Annotated in this window: 18 protein-coding genes; 13 read left to right on the top strand and 5 right to left on the bottom strand. The window is 68.9% G+C overall.

The features are described from left to right. The first annotated feature begins 13 nt into the window (after positions 1-13). The 3 genes from ASC55_RS11010 to ASC55_RS11000 are packed head-to-tail and all read left to right on the top strand — an operon-like array spanning position 14 to position 1,994. Entirely contained in the window at positions 14-1,027 is a 1,014-nt protein-coding gene (locus ASC55_RS11010; RefSeq protein ID WP_055875352.1) for a hypothetical protein, read from the top strand. Further along, complete coding sequence (locus tag ASC55_RS11005; RefSeq protein WP_055875349.1) at positions 1,024-1,614, top strand: GNAT family N-acetyltransferase; 591 nt, start codon at positions 1,024-1,026, stop codon at positions 1,612-1,614. Before ASC55_RS11010 ends, ASC55_RS11005 begins: the two co-directional genes overlap by 4 nt. Positions 1,615-1,637: 23 nt before the next feature. After that, positions 1,638-1,994 carry a hypothetical protein gene (locus ASC55_RS11000; protein ID WP_229778785.1) on the top strand — a complete coding sequence of 119 codons (357 nt, stop codon included), beginning with the start codon at positions 1,638-1,640 and terminating at the stop codon, positions 1,992-1,994. 10 nt (positions 1,995-2,004) lie between these two features. Here the strand turns inward: ASC55_RS11000 and ASC55_RS10995 are convergent, their stop codons facing one another. After that, entirely contained in the window at positions 2,005-2,541 is a 537-nt protein-coding gene (locus tag ASC55_RS10995; RefSeq protein WP_055875346.1) for an Lrp/AsnC family transcriptional regulator, read from the bottom strand. A 204-nt stretch (positions 2,542-2,745) separates the two neighbouring features. Between ASC55_RS10995 and ASC55_RS10990 the strand changes: the two genes are divergently transcribed. Genes ASC55_RS10990 through ASC55_RS10970 form a run of 5 tightly spaced genes read left to right on the top strand, consistent with a single transcriptional unit; the run spans position 2,746 to position 7,969 of the window. Next, a complete protein-coding gene (locus ASC55_RS10990; protein WP_055875343.1) occupies positions 2,746-4,329 on the top strand; it encodes an ABC transporter substrate-binding protein in 1,584 nt (527 codons plus the stop codon). Between the two features lie 11 nt (positions 4,330-4,340). Further along, complete coding sequence (locus ASC55_RS10985) at positions 4,341-5,402, top strand: ABC transporter permease (protein ID WP_055871404.1); 1,062 nt, start codon at positions 4,341-4,343, stop codon at positions 5,400-5,402. Further along, the gene (locus tag ASC55_RS10980) at positions 5,399-6,307 is read left to right on the top strand and encodes an ABC transporter permease (RefSeq protein ID WP_055875340.1); all 909 of its coding nucleotides are present in this window, start codon (positions 5,399-5,401) and stop codon (positions 6,305-6,307) included. The genes ASC55_RS10985 and ASC55_RS10980 overlap by 4 nt, the downstream gene beginning before the upstream one ends. Next, the gene (locus ASC55_RS10975; RefSeq protein WP_055875337.1) at positions 6,304-7,137 is read left to right on the top strand and encodes an ABC transporter ATP-binding protein; all 834 of its coding nucleotides are present in this window, start codon (positions 6,304-6,306) and stop codon (positions 7,135-7,137) included. The genes ASC55_RS10980 and ASC55_RS10975 overlap by 4 nt, the downstream gene beginning before the upstream one ends. After that, positions 7,130-7,969 (top strand): ABC transporter ATP-binding protein, encoded by an 840-nt coding sequence (locus tag ASC55_RS10970; protein ID WP_055875334.1) that lies wholly within the window; start codon positions 7,130-7,132, stop codon positions 7,967-7,969. Before ASC55_RS10975 ends, ASC55_RS10970 begins: the two co-directional genes overlap by 8 nt. A gap of 106 nt (positions 7,970-8,075) precedes the next feature. Here the strand turns inward: ASC55_RS10970 and ASC55_RS10965 are convergent, their stop codons facing one another. Beyond that, positions 8,076-9,329, bottom strand: coding sequence for an NAD(P)/FAD-dependent oxidoreductase (locus ASC55_RS10965; RefSeq protein WP_055875331.1), 1,254 nt, complete (start codon positions 9,327-9,329; stop codon positions 8,076-8,078). Then, positions 9,322-10,875 carry a cryptochrome/photolyase family protein gene (locus tag ASC55_RS10960; protein WP_055875326.1) on the bottom strand — a complete coding sequence of 518 codons (1,554 nt, stop codon included), beginning with the start codon at positions 10,873-10,875 and terminating at the stop codon, positions 9,322-9,324. Before ASC55_RS10960 ends, ASC55_RS10965 begins: the two co-directional genes overlap by 8 nt. Positions 10,876-11,113: 238 nt before the next feature. Here ASC55_RS10960 and rpsF point away from each other — a divergent pair, with 238 nt between their 5' ends. The 4 genes from rpsF to rplI are packed head-to-tail and all read left to right on the top strand — an operon-like array spanning position 11,114 to position 12,778. Further along, entirely contained in the window at positions 11,114-11,482 is a 369-nt protein-coding gene (rpsF, locus tag ASC55_RS10955; RefSeq protein WP_017829852.1) for a 30S ribosomal protein S6, read from the top strand. Between the two features lie 5 nt (positions 11,483-11,487). Beyond that, positions 11,488-12,003: a single-stranded DNA-binding protein gene (locus ASC55_RS10950; RefSeq protein ID WP_021201451.1), complete on the top strand. Its 516-nt coding sequence runs from the start codon at positions 11,488-11,490 to the stop codon at positions 12,001-12,003. Positions 12,004-12,059: 56 nt separating this feature from the next. Continuing rightward, complete coding sequence (gene rpsR / locus ASC55_RS10945) at positions 12,060-12,314, top strand: 30S ribosomal protein S18 (RefSeq protein ID WP_017829850.1); 255 nt, start codon at positions 12,060-12,062, stop codon at positions 12,312-12,314. Positions 12,315-12,325: 11 nt separating this feature from the next. Continuing rightward, complete coding sequence (rplI, locus tag ASC55_RS10940; RefSeq protein WP_017829849.1) at positions 12,326-12,778, top strand: 50S ribosomal protein L9; 453 nt, start codon at positions 12,326-12,328, stop codon at positions 12,776-12,778. 72 nt (positions 12,779-12,850) lie between these two features. Here rplI and ASC55_RS10935 read toward each other — a convergent pair whose 3' ends face one another. After that, positions 12,851-13,549: a helix-turn-helix transcriptional regulator gene (locus ASC55_RS10935; RefSeq protein WP_055875323.1), complete on the bottom strand. Its 699-nt coding sequence runs from the start codon at positions 13,547-13,549 to the stop codon at positions 12,851-12,853. 70 nt (positions 13,550-13,619) lie between these two features. Between ASC55_RS10935 and ASC55_RS10930 the strand changes: the two genes are divergently transcribed. Continuing rightward, on the top strand, positions 13,620-14,360 hold the full coding sequence (locus ASC55_RS10930) for an alpha/beta fold hydrolase (protein WP_055875321.1): 741 nt from the start codon (positions 13,620-13,622) through the stop codon (positions 14,358-14,360). A gap of 144 nt (positions 14,361-14,504) precedes the next feature. On the opposite strand, the gene ASC55_RS10925 is transcribed toward ASC55_RS10930, so the two are convergent. After that, on the bottom strand, positions 14,505-18,122 hold the full coding sequence (locus tag ASC55_RS10925; protein WP_055875318.1) for an efflux RND transporter permease subunit: 3,618 nt from the start codon (positions 18,120-18,122) through the stop codon (positions 14,505-14,507). Positions 18,123-18,148: the final 26 nt, after the last annotated feature.

Raw genomic sequence — 18,148 nt, 5'->3', positions numbered from 1 at the left:
GGGGAGAGTTCGAATGCTGAATCAGGCCGAAGCCGTGTCCGGCGAGCGGGTCTTCCGCAGGAACCCGCTCCGCTCGGCCGTCGGCGCGATGGTGCTCTCCGCGGTGCTGTCGGCGGTGACGCTCTTCGTGCTCCCGAAGTTCCTGCCGCGCACGATGGACATCTCGACCCGCGGCGTGCTGGTGCTCGTCGTCGCGATCGCGCTGACCGTGGCGGTGTTCGCCGGCTTCTTCTGGTTCCGCAACATCCGGATCGTCATACGCCCCGATGCGGTCGAGATCGGCAAGGCCGGCAACCGCGAGACGTTCCTGCGCGCCACGACCGCCTTCCGCTCGAAGATCACCGAGCACCGCACGAACGGACTCCCGAGCGGCACCACGCGCGCCCTGATCGTGCACACCGGCGACCGCGAGATCACGATCGAGCTGCCCGGGTACTCGCGACCCCTGTTCAACGAGCTCATGGCGACGCTGAACCCGATCGCGCTGCCGGTGTTCGACGACCCTGTCGCCGCCGCGCGCGCCGGAGCCCAGCTGCCGACGCAGTTCACGATCGACGCCACGGGGGAGCGGCGCCTGGCCACGCGGATCACGGTCGCCGCCGTCGTATTCCTCGTCATCGCGATCGGCGTCGGGCTGCTCGTGGCGGTGCCCGGTTTCGTCGACAGCGAGCTCTCGGCACTCATCCTGCTCGCGCCGTTCGCCGCGGTCGCCGCCATCGGCTTCGGGATCGGCGCCGTGCAGCGTCGGCGCCTGGTGCGATCGATCCCCGCTCAGGTGTCGGTCGACTCCCAGGGCATCCGCATCGACGGTGTCGACACGCCCTACGCGCAGCTGGCTCGCATCTGGTTGACCCCGCCCGCGTACCCGGTCAAGCGACTCCGCTTCGACCGCGCTGCCGGCAAGACCACGACGCACCTGCTCGCCTCCTCCCGCGTCGGCATCACGCCCGACTACCGCGATCTCCTCCTGGCTGTGCGCGCCCGTACGGCGCATCTGCCCGGCCTGCTCTCCCTGGACCTCGAGTGACGGGGGAGTCGGGGCACGACCCCGAGTACCCGATCATCACGGAGCGCCTGCTCCTGCGCCCGATCGCACCCGCCGATGCCGCACCGATGCACGTCTACAAGTCCGACCCTGATGCCGTACGGTACGTGCCCTACGCGCCACTGGAGCTCGCGGAGGTCGAACAGCGCATCGCCACCACCTGGTCGAACACGCGCTTCGCGAAGGAGGGCGACGCGGTCTCCCTCGCCGTCGAGGAGCGTTCATCCGGCGCACTCCTCGGCGACGTGGTGCTGTTCTGGCGCAGCGAGAGCGACCGATCCGGCGAGGTCGGGTACATCTTCGACCCGCGCGCCGGCGGCCGTGGCTATGCGACCGAGGCCGTCGACGCGCTCCTCGCGCTGGGCTTCGACGGCGTGGGCCTGCACCGCATCGTGGCGCGCATCGACGAGCGCAACACGGCATCGGCCGGGGTCGTGGAAAGGCTCGGCTTCCGCCGCGAGGCCCGTCTGGTGGAGAGCGAATGGTTCAAGGGCGAATGGACGACGTTGCTCGTCTACGCCCTCCTCGAAGACGAATGGCGGGGGCGCGACAGCGCGGACGGCTCGTGACGGGATCCCCCATAATCGAGGATGTGACTGCGACTGCAACCCTTCCCTCCCTCGACGGCCGCCGATTCCGGATGGTGTCGTCCACGACCTCTGCGGTCGACCCGGAATCCCCGAGCATCTTCGAGTATTTCGAGCGCGACGGCGCGATCTGGGGCGGGTACGAGGGTGACACGGTCACCTTCGGCAAGTTCGTCGGCACCCGCACGGGTGACACGATCTGGGTGTCTTTCGTGCACGTGCTCAAGGCCGACGGCACGGTCGTGACCGGCGACGGCGAGAGCGAGCTGGAGCTGACCGACGAGGGCGGCATCCGCCTGGTCGAGCACTACGAGATGCACGGACTCCCGCAGCTGAGCGTGTGCGAGGAGATCACCGCCTGAGGCCTGCGCCTCAGCGCGGCGGCAGCGCGTCGCGACCGGGCGAGGCCGGCGTCCACCGTGTCATCCCGAGCGGTGCGGTGACGCTGCTTCGTTCCGGCAGGTCCCCCGGCAGCAGGTAGGGGCGGCGGATCACCTCGTCGAGCACCACCACGCTGACCACCGTGCGCACCTCGGGAAGCTGAGCGATCACTCCGGTGGAGAACTCGTGCACGCCGCTGACATCGACGGCGCGGATCAGCAGCATCGCGTCGTGCTCGCCTGTGGTGATCGCGCACCACTCCACATCGGGCATCTCCAGCACCCGCTCCCGGAACGACGCCCAGGCCTGCGGCATCACGGTGACGAAGACGAGGGCGCCGATGGAGAGCCCCGCCTTCGCCTGATCCACGCGGGCGCTGAAGCCCGTGATGATGCCGTCGTGCACGAGCGACTCGACGCGCGTGTAGGCGTTCGCGCGTGAGATCCCCACCTTGTCGGCGAGAGCCGCGATCGAGACACGACCGTTATCACGCAGGACTTCGAGGATTCTGTACGCCGTCTCGTCCAATGGGGCGGCACTTCGTCCAGAATGCTTCGAATCTTCCGCATTCTTGCTGGACATATTGTTCCTCACATCCGAGGTTCTGGACAGAGCGTGTCGAGGTGACCCACTCTTGCTGGACACATCGTCGCATATGATGCGAATCTGATCCACGGTCGTCCACATCGGTGGCGACTCACCCGAATGTACTCCTCGCCTCTGGAGGCCCTCATGTCGTCACGCCGTATCACGCCGGTCATCGCGCTCGGAGCCACAGCGCTCCTCGCGCTCGCAGGTTGCTCTGGAGGGAACTCGGCGACCGGCGGCGGGCAGTCCGGATCCGACTCCCTCGTCATCGACACCGCGTTCTCGATCGAGACCACCGACCCGGGGCACACCTACGACCCGACCGGCAACATGATCGCGAAGGCCCTGTACGAGACCCTCGTCGACTTCGAGGGCTCCGACGTCTCCACCCCCGTCCCCGGCCTCGCATCGTGGGAGCAGAACGACGAGGCGACCGAGTTCACCTTCACGCTCGACGGCGACCGCGTCTTCTCCGACGGCTCGCCGATCGAGGCGAAGGACGTCGTGTTCTCGCTGCAGCGCATCCAGGGCATGGAAGACGCCAAGCCCAACTTCCTGCTCGGCGGTCTCACCATCACCGAGGTCGACGACAAGACGATCGAGTTCACGTCCGAGACCCCGCTGCTGCAGCTGCCCGCGATCCTCGCGAACCCGGCGCTCGGCATCGTCAACTCCGACGTCGTCATCGAGAACGGCGGCGCGATCGACGGCACCGACTCGGCGCAGAAGTTCCTCGACGGCGCCTCCGCGGGCTCCGGCCCCTTCGTGCTCGACACGCTCGACCTCAGTTCGCAGGTCGTGCTGACCAAGAACGACGAGTACAACGGCGACGAGGCATCCGACTACAAGCGCGTGGTCGTGCGCAACGTCTCGGAGAGCGCCACCCAGCTCGCCAACCTCAAGGGCGGCGACTCGATGGTCGCGATGGACCTGAACGGCGACCAGGTCGCCGGCCTCGGCGACGGCATCACGGTCGACTCCGTCCCCTCCGGCCAGACCATCTTCCTGCTGCTCAACCAGTCCGAGGCCGTCGCCGGTGACCTGGCGAACGTCAAGATCGCCGAGGCGATCCGCTACGCCCTCGACTACGACGCACTGCTGGAGCTGGCCGGTGCCGGTTCCGTGCAGGCGACCGGCGTGATCCCGCCCGGATTCGAGGGTGCCCTCGACGGCGGCGTGGAGCAGGACCTCGACAAGGCGAAGGCCGCGCTCGCCGAGGCCGGCTACACGGGCCAGACCCTCAAGCTGCAGTTCCCGAACGACTACCCCGTCGGCGGCGTGGAGTTCACCCCGCTCGCCGAGCGCGTGCAGGCACAGCTCGAAGACGCCGGCATCACGGTCGACCTCGCCCCCGCGCCCTTCGCGACCGAGCTCGACGCCTACGTCAACGGCACCGAGGGCTTCGGCCTGTGGTTCTGGGGCCCGGACTACGCCGACTCCGCGAACTTCCTGCCCTTCGCCCCGGGTCTGAAGGTCGGCCTCCGCGCCGGCTGGGCAGCCGAGGCCAACCCGGAGATCGCCGGTATCGCCGCCGGTGCCGCCGCCGCGACCGACCCCGACCAGCGCACGGCCGCCTTCACCGAATTCGCCGAGGCGATGCAGGCCGAGGGCCCGTTCGTGCCGCTGATCGTCCCCGGTCGCAACATCTCCTCCGCGGACAGCGTGAAGGGTGCGGTGTACAACTCCGTCTGGGAGATGGACATCGCCGAGATCACGCCGGCCGGCTGAACGGACATCTCATGACGACAGTGGCGGTGCAGAGGCAGGCGCAGCGGCGCCGATCGCCTCTGCTCGGATACCTGCTGCGGCGGGCCGGCACCTCCCTGCTCCTGTTGGTGGGCGTGACGATCGTCACGTTCGCGCTCACCAACCTGGTGCCGGGAGACCCGGTCTCGGCCGCGCTCGGTGAGGGTGCGTCGCAGAACCCCGCGACGCGTGACGCGTTCATCAAGGAGCACGGTCTCGACCAGCCACTGTTCGTGCAGTACTTCATCTATATGGGGAACCTGCTGCGCGGGGACCTCGGCACGTCGCTGGTGACCGGACGCCCGGTCACCAGCGACCTCGCCACCGCGGTGCCGGCGACCATCGAGATCGCGATCGGGGCGATCATCGTCAGCCTCGCGGTCAGCATCGTGCTCGGTACGCTCGCCGCCTACCGTCGCGGACTCGTCACCGACCAGGTCATCCGCGTCGTGACGCTGGTCGGGCTCAGCGTGCCGACCTTCTGGCTGGCACTCGTCAGCTTCTACGTCTTCTTCCTCGAGCTGCGCATCGCACCGGGATCCGGCCGCATCTCCCCGTCGATCACGCCGCCGCCGCGCGTGACGGGGCTCTACACGGTCGACTACCTTCTGGGCGGCGACGCCGTCGGCTTCTTCGACGCCCTCGCGCACCTCGCGCTTCCCGTCATGGTGCTCTCGCTCGTGACCATCGGTCTGCTCACCCGTTTCATCCGCACCTCGGTGCTCGAGGTCCTCGGGAGCGATTACGTGCGCGCCGCCCGAGCCAAGGGGCTCCCGGCCATGCGGGTGATCCTCGACTACGTGCTGCGGGGAGCGTCGCTGCCGATCCTCACGGTGGTGGGTGTCGCGTTCGGCGCTCTGCTGTCGGGCACGGTGCTCGTCGAGTCGGTGTTCGCCTGGCCGGGCCTGGGCACCTACGCCTACAACTCCGCCGCGAACCTCGACCTGCCGGGCATCATGGGCGTCGGTCTCGTGGTCGGCGTCATCTACCTCCTCATCAACTTCATCGTCGACCTGCTGTACGGCGTGCTCGACCCGAGAGTGAGGATCGCATGAGCCGCATCGCCGCCGCCTCCCCGGCCGGGCGCTTCCGCTTCCGCTGGCCCCGCGCCTGGCGCACGCCGCTGGGGATCATCGGCACCGTCATCGCCGGAGCCTGGATCATCGTGGCCTTCACTGCCCAGTGGTGGGTCCCGTACCCGCCGAACGCGCAGGTGCTGCCGCGCCTGCAGCCTCCGGGGATCGACACGCTCCTCGGGACCGACGGCAACGGACGCGACATCTTCTCCCGCCTGATGACCGGCGCCACCGTGAGCCTGCCGCTCGCCCTCATGCTCGTGATCGCGGCCATGATCATCGGCACGCTCATCGGAGCGCTCGCCGGGTACTTCGGCGGCTGGGTCGACGAGACGCTCATGCGCATCACCGACCTGTTCATGGCCTTCCCGACCGTGATCCTCGCGATGGTGGTCACGGCCTCGCTCGGCCCGTCGCTGTTCAACGCGGTGATCGCGGCGATCGTGGTGTCGTGGCCGCAGTACTCCCGTGTCACGCGCAGCATCGTGCTGGGGCTCCGCGGCCAGAACTACGTGATCGCGGGACGACTGCTCGGGCACTCGCCGGCACGCACGCTGTTCGTCGACATCCTCCCGAACATCGCCGGCCCCGTCCTGGTGCTGGCGACGCTCGACATCGGCGCGGCGATCCTCCTGCTCTCCGGACTCTCCTTCCTCGGTCTCGGTGCGCAACCGCCGACGGCCGAGTGGGGGTCGATGATCTCGGGTGCGATGCAGAACTTCGACGCCTGGTGGCTCGGGGTCTTCCCGGGTCTCGCGATCCTGACCGTGGTGCTGGCGTTCAACTTCCTCGGAGATGCGATGCGCGACGTGCTCGACCCGACGGCCGAGATCACGCACGAGAAGGCTGCGGAGCACAAAGCGTCGGCGGGGGTGGCCGCATGAGTGCCCACAGCGCTGTCGCGCAGCAGGCCGCGACGCTCAGCATCCGTGACCTGACGGTCGACATCGGGCGTCCGCTCGTCAAGGGTGTCTCCCTCGAACTCGAGGCGGGTCGCATCCACGGTCTGGCCGGAGAATCCGGGTCCGGCAAGACCCTCACCTCGCTCGCCGTTCTGGGACTGCTGCCGCGTCAGGCCCGTACCGGGGGATCGATCCTGCTCGGCGGCGAAGAGCTCCTGGGACTCAACCGACGCGCGCTCAACAGGGTGCGCGGCAAGCGGATCGCGATGGTGTTCCAGGATCCGTCGGCCTCGCTGCACCCGCAGCTGCCCGTCGGCCGCCAGCTCACCGACCACATGCGGGTGCACCTCGGTCTCAAGGGCGCCGCCGCCCGAGCGCGGGCTGTCGAGCTGCTCGAGACCGTGCAGGTGCCGAACCCTGCCGCGGCCCTGGGGCGCTACCCGCACCAGTTCTCGGGCGGGCAGCGTCAGCGCATCGCGATCGCGTGCGCTCTGGCCTGCGACCCCGAGGTGCTGCTGGCGGATGAGCCCACCACCGCTCTCGACGTCACGGTGCAGGCGGGCATCCTGAAGCTGCTGCGCGACCTCGCGATCGAACGCAACCTCGCCGTGCTCCTCGTGACCCACGACCTCGGCGTGATGAGTGCGATCGCCGACCGTGTGGCGGTCATGAAGGACGGCCGCATCGTGGAGCTCGCCGACCGCGAGACGCTGTTCCGCGATCCTCAGCACGAATACACGCGCATGCTGCTCGCGGCCCTCCCGGGTTCGCGCATCGACGAGGCACCGGAAGGGCAGGCCGCAGATGAGTGAGGTCGCAGTCCTCGACGCACGAGACGTGGTCGTGCGCTACCCGGGCAACCCGCCGGTGATCGCCGTGAACGGTGTGTCGATCAGTGTCGCCGCGGGGGAGACCGTCGCGCTGGTCGGTGAGTCCGGCAGCGGCAAGTCGAGCCTCGCCCGTGCCGTGGTCGGCATCGAGAAGATCGCCGCGGGGACCGTGCTCTTCCGTGACGCCCCGGTGTCGCCGCTCGGCATCCGCCGTCGCTCGATCGCCCTCACCGGCATCCAGATGGTGTTCCAGGACCCGGCGACGTCGCTCAACCCGCGGCGCCGCGTCGGCGACCAGATCGCTGATGGCATCGCCACCGCCCGTGCGCGCGGTGCCGAGGGATCGACCGTGGACGAATGGCTCGAACGCGTCGGATTGCCGACGAACGTGAGCACGCGCTTCCCGCACCAGTTCTCGGGCGGGCAGAAGCAGCGCATCGCGATCGCCAGGGCCCTGGCCGCGCGGCCGTCGCTCCTCGTCGCCGATGAACCGATCTCGGCGCTCGACGCATCGACCCAGACGAGTGTCGCCGGACTCATGCGCGACCTGGTGGCCGAGTCGGGGGCGGGAATGCTGTTCATCTCCCACGACCTGGCCGTGGTGCGGCGCATCGCCGACCGCACGTTCGTGATGTTCGGCGGGCGCGTGCTCGAGTCGGGTCCGACGGACCAGCTCTGGGCGGCACCCGGGCATCCCTATACGCAGGCGCTCCTGGCCGCGATCCTTGAGCCGGACGGATCCGGGCGCATCCCGGTCGCGCCGACGACGGAGGAACGGATCGTCTGGTCGGAAGTGCCGCCGGTCCTGAACTGAGGTCGCTCGCAACCGATCCGCCCCGACCGGGACGATTCGTCAGCGCACGAGCCTCCACACCGCGTCGCTGCGCGCAGCCGCGTTCACCGGACCCGGAGAGAGCCGATCACTCTCGGACCCCCGCGTCGACCAGCACCGCTCGGGCCGCGCGTTCTCCCGACGCCAGGGCTCCCTGGATCGATGCGGTGTCACGGTGATCGCCGGCGATGTACATCCGCGCGGCGAAGCGCGGCGAGCGGGCCGGCTCCAGGGGCGCCGGTTGGGTCGGGAGTGCGTCGGCGATGTCATCGCGACGCAGCAGCTCCCACGCGCTCAGGTCGGTGCCCCAGATCTCGCTCAGGTGTCGGCGCACCTCGCTCTCGGTGGAGGGATCGCCGCCGTGCGGAAGCAGACATGTCGCGGCGATGAGATGGCGTCCGGCCGGGGCATACGACGGGACCGTGTTCGTCATCACCACCGTGTTCACGATCGGACCTCGGCGCCGGCCGTCGACGGTGAGCAGTGCGGAGGAGGTCGGCGCTTCGGCGGCGGCGAACCACCAGGTCTGCAGGCCGTTCGTCGCCGGCGTGGAGAGTCCGGTGAGTTCGTTGACCGCTTCCGGCCCGACCGCGACGACGACCCGGGCCGCGTGGAGGGAGTCGCCGTCGGCCACCTCCACCTGCACGCCCTCACCGAGTGAGCGCACGTGTGCGACGGGGGAGCCGAGACGGAGTTCGGCTCCGGCTCTCCGTGCCTGTGCGGCAAGCTGCTCCGGCACCGCAGCGATCCCCTGAGCCGGCAGGCCGGGGCGCCCGAGCGCGAAGTACCGCACCAGCAGCCGCGCGAAGGCGTTCGATGTCACGCCGCGGTCCTCTGCCAGCACCCCGGCGAGGAACGGCTCGAGCACGGCGGTGCGGAGAGGGCCGCGCAGACCCGCGGCATCCCACCCCTCACGTACCGTGACATCGTCCTGCGCGAGACGGGAGAGCGGACGCACCAGAGCCGGCGCCGCCCAGCGCGCGAGCGCGACGGCATCTGCTCCGTTCACCAATCCGCTGCGCAGCGTGGGGATGATCGAGAGTGGATGCCGCAGTGGATGCCGTAGCTCAGCCGTGCCGTGAGCGGTGCGTACCCGCACGCCGACCGGGAAGCCGCGCAGAGCGAGGGCATCCAGATCGATGCTGCGGCGCAGTGCCGGGTAGGCCGGATTCAGCACCTGGAAGCCGCGATCCAGCCGGAACCCGTCGACGATGTCGGTGCGCTGGCGGCCTCCGACGGCATCCGCAGCCTCGAGCACCACGACCTCGAGTCCCTGTGACGCGAGCATCCCGCCGCAGCGGAGTCCTGCCAGCCCTGCCCCGATCACGATCACGTCAGGCATTCGCTCCGACCTCTCCTCTGCGGATCGCCGCCGCGCGTCCGCTGATCGCGGCCCTTTCCTCTTCGTCGAGCAGACGTGCATTGCGCACCTGCAGGGCCATCCGCGGATTCGCGGCGAGTGTCGTCTCGTTGCGCATCAGGAAATCCCAGTACAGCGTGGTGATCGGGCAGGCATCCGCTCCGATCCGCTTCTGGGGATCGAACGGGCACGCGCGACAGTGCGGACTCATTCTCGAGATGTAGGCACCGGAAGCGGCGTAGGGCTTGCTCCCCATCAGCCCGCCATCGGCGAACTGGCTCATCCCCATGGTGTTGGGCAGCTCCACCCACTCGACCGCGTCGACATAGACGGCCAAGTACCAGGCGTGCAGGTCGGTCGGCTCGACACCGAGGAGCAGGGCGTAGAGACCGGTCGCCATCAGTCGTTGGATGTGGTGGGCGTAGCCGTTCTCCAGTGTGGTGCCGATCGCGTCGGCCAGGCACGCCATCGAGGTGTCACCCGTCCAGTACCACTCCGGCAGCGGTTCGTGTGCGTCGAGCGCATTGTGACGCGCATACTCCGGCATCTGGGTCCAGTAGATTCCGCGCACGTACTCGCGCCATCCGAGGATCTGACGGATGAACCCCTCCGTCGATGCCAGGGGGGCGTGTCCGGCGCGGTAAGCGGCCTCGGCTGCGGCGACCACTTCGCGCGGATGCAGGAGCTTCAGATTCATGGCGGCGGACAGGTGGGCGTGCCACAACCAAGGTTCCCCCGGCCACATGGCGTCCTGTGCGTCACCGAACCACGGCAGGCGTTCGTCGATGAAGAGCGTGAGGGATTCGAGAGCCTGCGCGCGGCTGACCGGCCATGCGAACGTGTCGAGGCGACCGGGATGATCGGCGAAGCGTGCCGCGACGAGCGTGAGGACGTCGCGGGTGATCTCGTCCGGGGCGAACACGGCTCTCGGTGGCACCATCCCCGGTCCCTGCGCAGGGAAGGCTTTTCGATTCTCGGCGTCGTAGTTCCACGCGCCGCCCTCGGGCTTCCCCTCCGGTGTCATGAGGATCCCGAAGCGTCGGCGCTGTTCGCGATAGAAGTACTCCATGCGGAGCGTGCTGCGCTCACCCACATGCGCCGCGAACTCGCGCACCGTGCAGAAGAAGTGGCGGTCTTCGCGGATCTCCAGAGGGATATCGGCCTGCGCGGCCACCCGTCGCAGCGACTCCAGCACCCGCCAGTCGCCGGGCGCCGTCATCACGAGGGACGCCGGTTCCAGCCGCACGACATCGACGGTCAGCTGATCGGCGAGCGTGCCACGACCTTCCGGGTCGTCGAGCGCGGTGTAGTGGACCACACACCCGGCGGCGCGCATCTCGGCCGCACTGTGGCGCATGGCGGACAGGAAAAGGGCGGTGCGCTGCTTGCTGCTCCAGACGTGTGTGGATTCCTCGGCGACCTCAGCCATCCACACCGCATCGAGGAGCGGATCGAACCCGTCGAATCCGCTCGCCTCGAGGTCGAGTTGGTCGCCGAGCACGACCACCAGATTGCGGACGGGCTGCATGGCACCAGCGTACGACCGTCACGCATGAGGGGCCGATCGGGGAAGCGCGGCCCACCCCCATGTGTTGACGCGCATCGCGTCCCGGGGTTCCGTTCGCGGCCTCACTGCTCTTCCGCTAGACTGTCAAGGTTGTCTGTCTCGCGGCGTCCATTCGGGATTCCAGAGATCGGCACGTGCACACACCCTCCTGCTCCCGGGAAAGTCCCGAGAGCCGTTCTAGTCCGAAGGAGGTGGGTAAGTGACGCACCAGTACGAACTCATGGTCATTCTGACCCCCGAGATCGACGAGCGCACGGTCGCCCCGACGCTCGACAAGTTCCTGAAGGTCATCACCAACGATGGTGGCTCGATTGACAAGGTCGACATCTGGGGCAAGCGCCGTCTGGCTTACGAGATCCAGAAGAAGACCGAGGGCATCTACGCCGTTGTCAACTTCACCGCTACCAGCGAGGCCACGCAGGAGCTCGACCGTCAGCTGAAGCTGAACGAGCAGATCATGCGTACCAAGGTCCTCCGCTCGGAAGAGGCTCAGGCGATGGTCGCTTCGGAGGCCAAGCGCTCCGAAGAGAAGGCTGCTCGCAAGGCCGCCAAGGCTGCGAAGGCCTAAGTCCCATGGCCGGCGAAACCGTCATCACCGTGGTGGGAAACCTCACGGCCGACCCCGAGCTGCGCTACACGCAGAACGGGCTGCCGGTGGCGAACTTCACCATCGCATCGACGCCTCGGAACTTCGACCGTGCCGCGAATGAGTGGAAGGACGGCGACGCGCTGTTCCTCCGCGCATCCGTCTGGCGCGAGTTCGCCGAGCACGTGGCGGGTTCGCTGACGAAGGGCATGCGCGTCATCGCGCAGGGCCGTCTGCGTCAGCGCTCCTACCAGGACCGCGAGGGCAACCAGCGCACCGCGATCGAGCTGGAGGTCGACGAGATCGGCCCCTCGCTCCGGTACGCGACCGCGCAGGTCACCCGTGCGGCCTCGACCGGCGGTGCCGGCGGTGCCGGTGGCGGTGGACAGTCCCGTCCCGCGCAGCAGCAGGTGTCGGAGGAGCCGTGGTCCACGCCCGGTTCGTCGACCAGCGCGGATGCCTGGAGCACTCCCGGCAGCTTCGGCGACGACACCCCGTTCTGAACAACTTCTGGATCCGGCCTTCACGGCCGGCATCCGCTCATCACTAAGGAAAAACAATGGCTGGAAAGTCGAGCGGCGACCGCCGCAAGCCGCGGAAGGGTGGCAAGCCCACCGCTCCCGCGAAGTCCATCCGGGTCGGTGTCATCGATTACAAGGATGTCGCCACCCTTCGCAAGTTCGTCTCGGAGCGCGGCAAGATCCGTGCCCGTCGTATCACCGGTGTCTCGGTGCAGGAGCAGCGTCTGATCGCCACGGCGATCAAGAACGCGCGCGAAATGGCGCTCCTGCCCTACGCTGGCGCCGGCCGGTAAGGGGTATCGAGATGGCAAAGCTGATTCTCACGAACGAGGTCGCCGGGCTGGGTAGTGCCGGTGACGTTGTCGAGGTCAAGAACGGGTACGCCCGTAACTTCCTCATCCCGCAGGGCTTCGCTACGGCGTGGACCCGCGGTGGCGAAAAGCAGGTCGCATCGATCCAGGCCGCGCGTCAGGCACGCGCGATCCACGATCGTGACGACGCTGTCGCGCTGAAGAACGCTCTCGAGGGCACCAAGGTGCGCCTCACGGTCAAGGCCGGCAAGGAGGGTCGTCTCTTCGGCTCCGTCAAGACGGACCACGTCGCGGATGCTGTCGCAGCCGCCGGCCTGGGCTCGATCGACAAGCGCAAGGTGCACATCACGTCGCCCATCAAGGTGACCGGTGAGCACGAGGCGACCGTGCGTCTGCACGACGACGTCACCGCAGTGATCACGCTGCAGGTCGTCGCCGCCAAGTAAGGCACGTCGAGAACGCCCCTGTCCTCCGGGACAGGGGCGTTCTGCATTCCCCGGTCCGGTCGCTCGTGCGCCTCACCCGTCTCGACCGTGCACCGGCCGTGCACCGGCCGGCGGCTCTCCGACCTCATCGACGGTGTGACCGCTGCAGGCCGCCTTCGTGACGCTGGCCCTCTCGACGCGCGACACGGCGAACCACCGCATGGCGTCACGCAGACGGCACCACCCGATCAGGTACCACTGGCCGTTCGTGGAGGCGAACAGCACGGGCTCGACATCACGCGTTGTCGTGTTCCCGTCTCTGGCCGTGTACCGGAGGCGGACCACCCGCTGGTCCGACATCGCCTCCTCCAGCGCCGACCGGATCGCGCGGGAGGAAGAGGGCGGCGCATCGATCCACACGCGGTGGGCGAGCGCGTCGGCTCGGGCGCGCGTGTGAGGGTCGAGGACGTCCAGGATCTTCCGCACACCCGCCGCGGCCAGGTCGGCGTAGGGGGCGTCGGGCGCCGCGGACACGGCAGCCATGAGCGCCACGGCCTGCGCGGGAGACAGGCTCACCGGCGGCAGCGATGCTCCCACGGCCAGGCCGTAGCCGCCTCCGGGCCCCGGGCGCGACCACAGCGGCGCGCCGCTGCGTTCCAACGCCGCCAGGTCGCGCTTGACGGTGCGCACGGAGACGTCGAACTCCCGCGCCAGACGCTCGGCCGAGCAGCCCCGCGATCCGCTGCGTCGCAGCATCTCGGACAGGGCATGCAGGCGCTCTGCGCGCTTCACGATTCTGCCTGGAAATTCATGACATAAATAGTGACACACACCTGCCCGCAGTGCGGAACAAGCTGGGGGTATGACACAGACGACGAGCAGCCCGACCATCCTCTTCATCGCCGGCCACTGGTTGGGTGCGTGGGCGTGGGATGAGGTCCTCGAACACCTGAACGCCGCGGGCCCTCGTGCGGTCGCGATGACGCTGCCGGGTCTCGACGCGAACGATCCCGAGCGTGCGACGAAGACGCTCGATGATCAAGCCGCCGGGATCCTGGGGGAGCTCGCCCGGCTCGGTGTCTCAGAGCAGCATCCCGCGATCATCGTCGCGCACAGCGGCGCGAACGCGCCCGTCAGCCTCGTGCTCGATCGGCACCCGGAGCTGTTCGGCCGGGTGGTGTGGGTCGACTCCGGCCCGGTGGCGACCGGGAGCGTGTTCGCGCCCGATCTCCCGGAGCAGGTGGACGAGCTTCCTCTGCCGCCGTTCGAGGTGCTGGGGCAGCAGGCGAGCCTGGAGGGACTGAGCACGGAGGTGCTCGAGCGCTTTCGCGAGCGGGCAGTGCCGCAGCCCGGCCCCGTGCTGCGGCAGTCCGTCGAGCTCGTGGACGACGCCCGTCGCAGGATCCCGACCACGCTCGTGTGCTGCTCGATCTCGGGCGCGCAGGTGCGGGAGCTGGCGCAGGCCGGACATCCCATGTTCGCCGAAGTCGCGGAGCTCGACCACCTCGACGTCGTCGACCTGCCGACGGGGCACTGGCCGATGTGGAGTCGTCCCGGCGACTTCGCGGAGCTGATCCGTGCGGTCGCGTCCTCCAGCGACTGAACCCTGCGCCGTGCGGGCCTCAAGCCCGCACGGATGTCGGGAGAATGCACGGAAGTCGGGAGGATCCGGCAGATCCGTACGGGATCCGCGGGAACCTCCCGACATCCGTGCGGCGATCACCGCACCTCAGGGGCGCGCGAGGGGTTACTCCCTGTCGGCCGCCACCTCGAAGACGTCCATCGTCTCCTCGGCGGAGGCGGCACGGCGTTCCTCACGGCGGGCCCGTCGCTCGGCACGCTTGGCGATCCGGCGATCCCGGCTGCGCTCCACGAGCGTGTACAGGACCGGCACCAGCACCAGGGTGAGCAGCGTCGATGAGACCAGTCCGCCGATCACCACGATCGCCAACGGCTTCGAGATGAACACGCCACCACCGGTCAGGCCGAGCGACATCGGGACCAGCGCGAACACGGTCGCGGCCGCCGTCATCAGGATCGGACGCAGACGCAGACGCGTTCCGTGCTCCACGGCCTCGTCCAGGCTCGCCCCGGCCACCCGGAGGCGGTTCACGAGGTCCATCAGCACGATGGCGTTCGTCACGACGATGCCGATGAGCATCAGCAGTCCGATCAGGGCCGGAAGCCCCATCGGCGTACCGGTGAGGAGGAGCCCGAGGATCGCACCGGTCGCCGCGAACGGGATCGAGATGAGCAGCACGAGTGGGCCGCGGAAGTTGCGGAACGTCGCCACCATCACCAGCAGCACGAGAACGATGGCCCCCAGCATCGCGAGGCCGAGCTGACTGAACGCCTCGTCCTGCTGTGCGGACGCGCCGCCCTGCTCGAACGTGACGCCCGCCGGCAGGTCGGTCTCGGCGATCGCTTCGTCGATCGCCCGGCTGGCCGCCGACAGACCGCCCTTCTCCGGCGTGACCGTCAGGGTGACCTGCCGCTCGCCTTCCGCGCGGGTGATGGTCGGAGCGGTGAGCTCTTCCTCGACCGTGGCGATCGCGGCCAGAGGGATCGCGGTGCCCGTGACCTCGGTGGCCGCCTTCTGCTCCGCCTCGGCGGCTTCGGCCTCGACCTGCTGGGTGGCGGCGTCGGTGCGGCTCTGACGCAGGGCCTTGATCTGCTCGTCCGCCGCCTTGATGCCGGACTGCGCGCCTTCGATCGCGCTCTGCAGTGCCGAGAGCTGCTCGGCGCGCTCCGCCTGCGCCTGGAGCACCGCCTCGTCCTCAGGACTCAGCGGGTCTGCGGGGACGATCGGCGCCGCCGACAGCTCCGCGAGCTGCTTGTTCAGGGCGCCGATCTGACCCGCGAGCTCGGCCCGCTGCTTCGTGGCCGTGTTGATCTGCGAGTCGAGTTCTTTCTCGGCCTTTGTCTTGGCCTCCTCGGCCTTGGCCTTGGCTTTGGCCTCGAGTGCGTCGGCGGCGGCCTTCTGCGCCTCGGCCGTCTGCTGGGCCGTGACGGGCAGCATGATCTCGCCGAGCTTGTCGGCGGTTCGTGCCGAGCCCGGCGTGCGCACGACGATGTCGCGCTCCCGACCCTCGTACATGAGGGTGCCGACGGTGGTGCCCGAGAGCGCCTCCTGCACGGCCTTCGCGATCGTGGCCCGGTCGAAGCCGAGGCGCGCGGCCAGCGGCTCGTCGACCTTCACGCGCAGCACCGGCTGCTCGCCCGCGAGCTCGCTCTTCACGGAGCGCACCCCGTCGGCGTCGGCAAGCTGCTTCTCCAGCAGATCGCTCGCGGTCCGCAGCGCGGCCGGGTCGTTGCCCTGGATGGCCAGGGCGATGCTGTCACCGGCACCTGCGAGGGAGGCGTCCTGCGAAGCGAGCTCGATCGTGCCGCTGTCGGCAAGACCGTCCAGCGCCTTCTGCACCTTCGACTCGACCGCGGCGACGTCGGCTCCGTCCTTCACCCGCAGGTCGTAGGTGATCGACGTCGGGGTGCCGGGTGTGGGGACCGGGATCGAGGTGGTGATGTCATCGATCTCCGCGATCTTCCCGAGCGTCTTCTCGACCGGCTCCGCGGCGGCGACCAGGTCGGCCGTGGCCTCCTTCGGGGGCGTCTGCACGACCTGCAGGCTCGCCTGACCCGATGAGCCCAGGAAGTCGGTCTGGATGAACGGCGTCATACCCAGCGTCGCGACGAGCAGCAGGGCCGAGGCGACCAGGGTGATGACCGGGTGTCGACGGGTCGCGTTCAGGGCCGGCATGAACGTGCGCTGCAGGCGGTCGGGAGCCGTATGGATCTCGTCGAGCTCGGACGGCACCTCGTTCTCGTGGGCGAGCGGTGCGTCGTCCGCCGATCCCTCGGACACTGGCTGAGCCGCTTCGGCAGCTGCGGCACGGTGCTTCGGAGCCCTGTTGAGGAACCAGGAGGCGAGCACCGGCACGATCGTGAGCGAGACGACGAGAGAGGCGAGAAGCGCGATCGAGACCGTCACCGCGAACGGCCGGAACAGCTGCCCGGCGATTCCGGAGACGAAGGCGATGGGCAGGAAGACCGCGACGGTCGTGAGCGTCGAGGCGGTGATGGCACCGGCGACCTGACGTACCGAGGCGACGATGCCGTCGATGGTGAGCGGCCCGTCGCCACGTCGTCTCGAGATGTTCTCGATCACCACGATGGAGTCGTCGACGACACGTCCGATGGCGATCGTGAGCGCGCCGAGGGTCAGGATGTTGAGGGTGTTGCCGCTCCACCACAGGCCCACGAGCGTGATCAGCAGCGACAGCGGGATCGACACGGCAGCGATGACCGTCGAGCGCCACGAGCGCAGGAACGCGAGGATCACGAGCACGGCGAAGAGCAGGCCCAGCCCGCCCTCGACGGAGAGGTCGTGGATCGACTGCTCGATGTAGGGCGCCTGGTCGAAGATCGTCACGAACTCGGCCTTGACGATCGGGGCGAGCCTGTCGAGCTCGGCGTTCACGCCGTGCGAGATGTCGACCACGTTGGCTCCCTGCGACGGGATGATCTGGAGCGTGAGCGACGGGTTGCCGTTGACCCGTGAGATGGTCTGCGCCGGCACCGTCTCGATCGAGACGTCGGCGAACTCGGCGACCGTGACGGCTCCCTCGGGCGTGGGTACAGGAAGGGCCTGGATGTCTTCGAGAGTGGCGAGTCGCGACCCCACGGTGATCGACAGAGGCCCCTCGGCGGAATCCGCCTGCCCTGCCGGAAGCGCGGCGCCGTGCGCCTCGAGGATCGGGCCGAGCGTCGAGGGCTCGACCTTCAGCCGTGTGACATCCGCGGGGCGGAGATCGATCGTGATGCGCTGCGTCTCCTGGCCCGCGAGCTCGACGGCGCGCACACCCGGTACGCCCTTGAGCGCCGGGACGACGGTCTGCTGCAGAGCGTCGCCGAACGTCTCCTGGTCGCCGCTGGTACCCGCGCTGAGGACCATCGCGGGCAGATCCCCGGCACCGCCCGACGCCACCTGGACCTCTGTGCCCGAGGGGAAGCTCGGCTTCAACGACTCGGTCGCACTGCGGATCGTGCGCAGGGTCTCCTCGTCGTTCTCCCCGAACGACCACTCGACGAGGATCTGCGCACCCCCGCTGGAGGTGGTGGACGTGACGCTCGTCACGCCGGGCAAGGCGCGGACGGCCTGCTCGACGGGCTCGGTCACGCTGCTCGCCATCTCTTCGGGCGCGAGACCCTGCGACTGCGCCGAGATGAACGCCATGGGCGCCTGCAACGACGGCATCAGCTCCTGCTTGAGCGAGCCCATCGAGATCAGGCCGAGAGCGACGATCGCCAGTGTCGCGAGCGACAGGATCAGGCGGTTCTTGAGGCTGCTGCGTGTGAGGAACGACATGGAGCGGTGAGGTGCTTTCGGCTGGG

The organism is Microbacterium sp. Root322, assembly GCF_001425645.1.
GTDB classification, from domain to species: domain Bacteria; phylum Actinomycetota; class Actinomycetes; order Actinomycetales; family Microbacteriaceae; genus Microbacterium; species Microbacterium maritypicum.
Note: the sequence above shows the minus strand (reverse complement) of the source record. Positions and strands in the feature narration are given on the sequence as shown.

Bases quoted from the DNA above. Each gene is read 5' to 3' on its own strand.
- ASC55_RS11010 (WP_055875352.1), top strand. From the start codon at position 14: ATGCTGAATCAGGCCGAAGCCGTGTCCGGCGAGCGGGTCTTCCGCAGG.
- ASC55_RS10990 (WP_055875343.1), top strand. From the start codon at position 2,746: ATGTCGTCACGCCGTATCACGCCGGTCATCGCGCTCGGAGCCACAGCG.
- ASC55_RS10985 (WP_055871404.1), top strand. From the start codon at position 4,341: ATGACGACAGTGGCGGTGCAGAGGCAGGCGCAGCGGCGCCGATCGCCT.
- ASC55_RS10980 (WP_055875340.1), top strand. From the start codon at position 5,399: ATGAGCCGCATCGCCGCCGCCTCCCCGGCCGGGCGCTTCCGCTTCCGC.
- ASC55_RS10975 (WP_055875337.1), top strand. From the start codon at position 6,304: ATGAGTGCCCACAGCGCTGTCGCGCAGCAGGCCGCGACGCTCAGCATC.
- ASC55_RS10970 (WP_055875334.1), top strand. From the start codon at position 7,130: ATGAGTGAGGTCGCAGTCCTCGACGCACGAGACGTGGTCGTGCGCTAC.
- ASC55_RS10965 (WP_055875331.1), bottom strand. From the start codon at position 9,329: ATGCCTGACGTGATCGTGATCGGGGCAGGGCTGGCAGGACTCCGCTGC.
- ASC55_RS10960 (WP_055875326.1), bottom strand. From the start codon at position 10,875: ATGCAGCCCGTCCGCAATCTGGTGGTCGTGCTCGGCGACCAACTCGAC.
- ASC55_RS10950 (WP_021201451.1), top strand. From the start codon at position 11,488: ATGGCCGGCGAAACCGTCATCACCGTGGTGGGAAACCTCACGGCCGAC.
- rpsR (WP_017829850.1), top strand. From the start codon at position 12,060: ATGGCTGGAAAGTCGAGCGGCGACCGCCGCAAGCCGCGGAAGGGTGGC.
- rplI (WP_017829849.1), top strand. From the start codon at position 12,326: ATGGCAAAGCTGATTCTCACGAACGAGGTCGCCGGGCTGGGTAGTGCC.
- ASC55_RS10930 (WP_055875321.1), top strand. From the start codon at position 13,620: ATGACACAGACGACGAGCAGCCCGACCATCCTCTTCATCGCCGGCCAC.
- ASC55_RS10925 (WP_055875318.1), bottom strand. From the start codon at position 18,122: ATGTCGTTCCTCACACGCAGCAGCCTCAAGAACCGCCTGATCCTGTCG.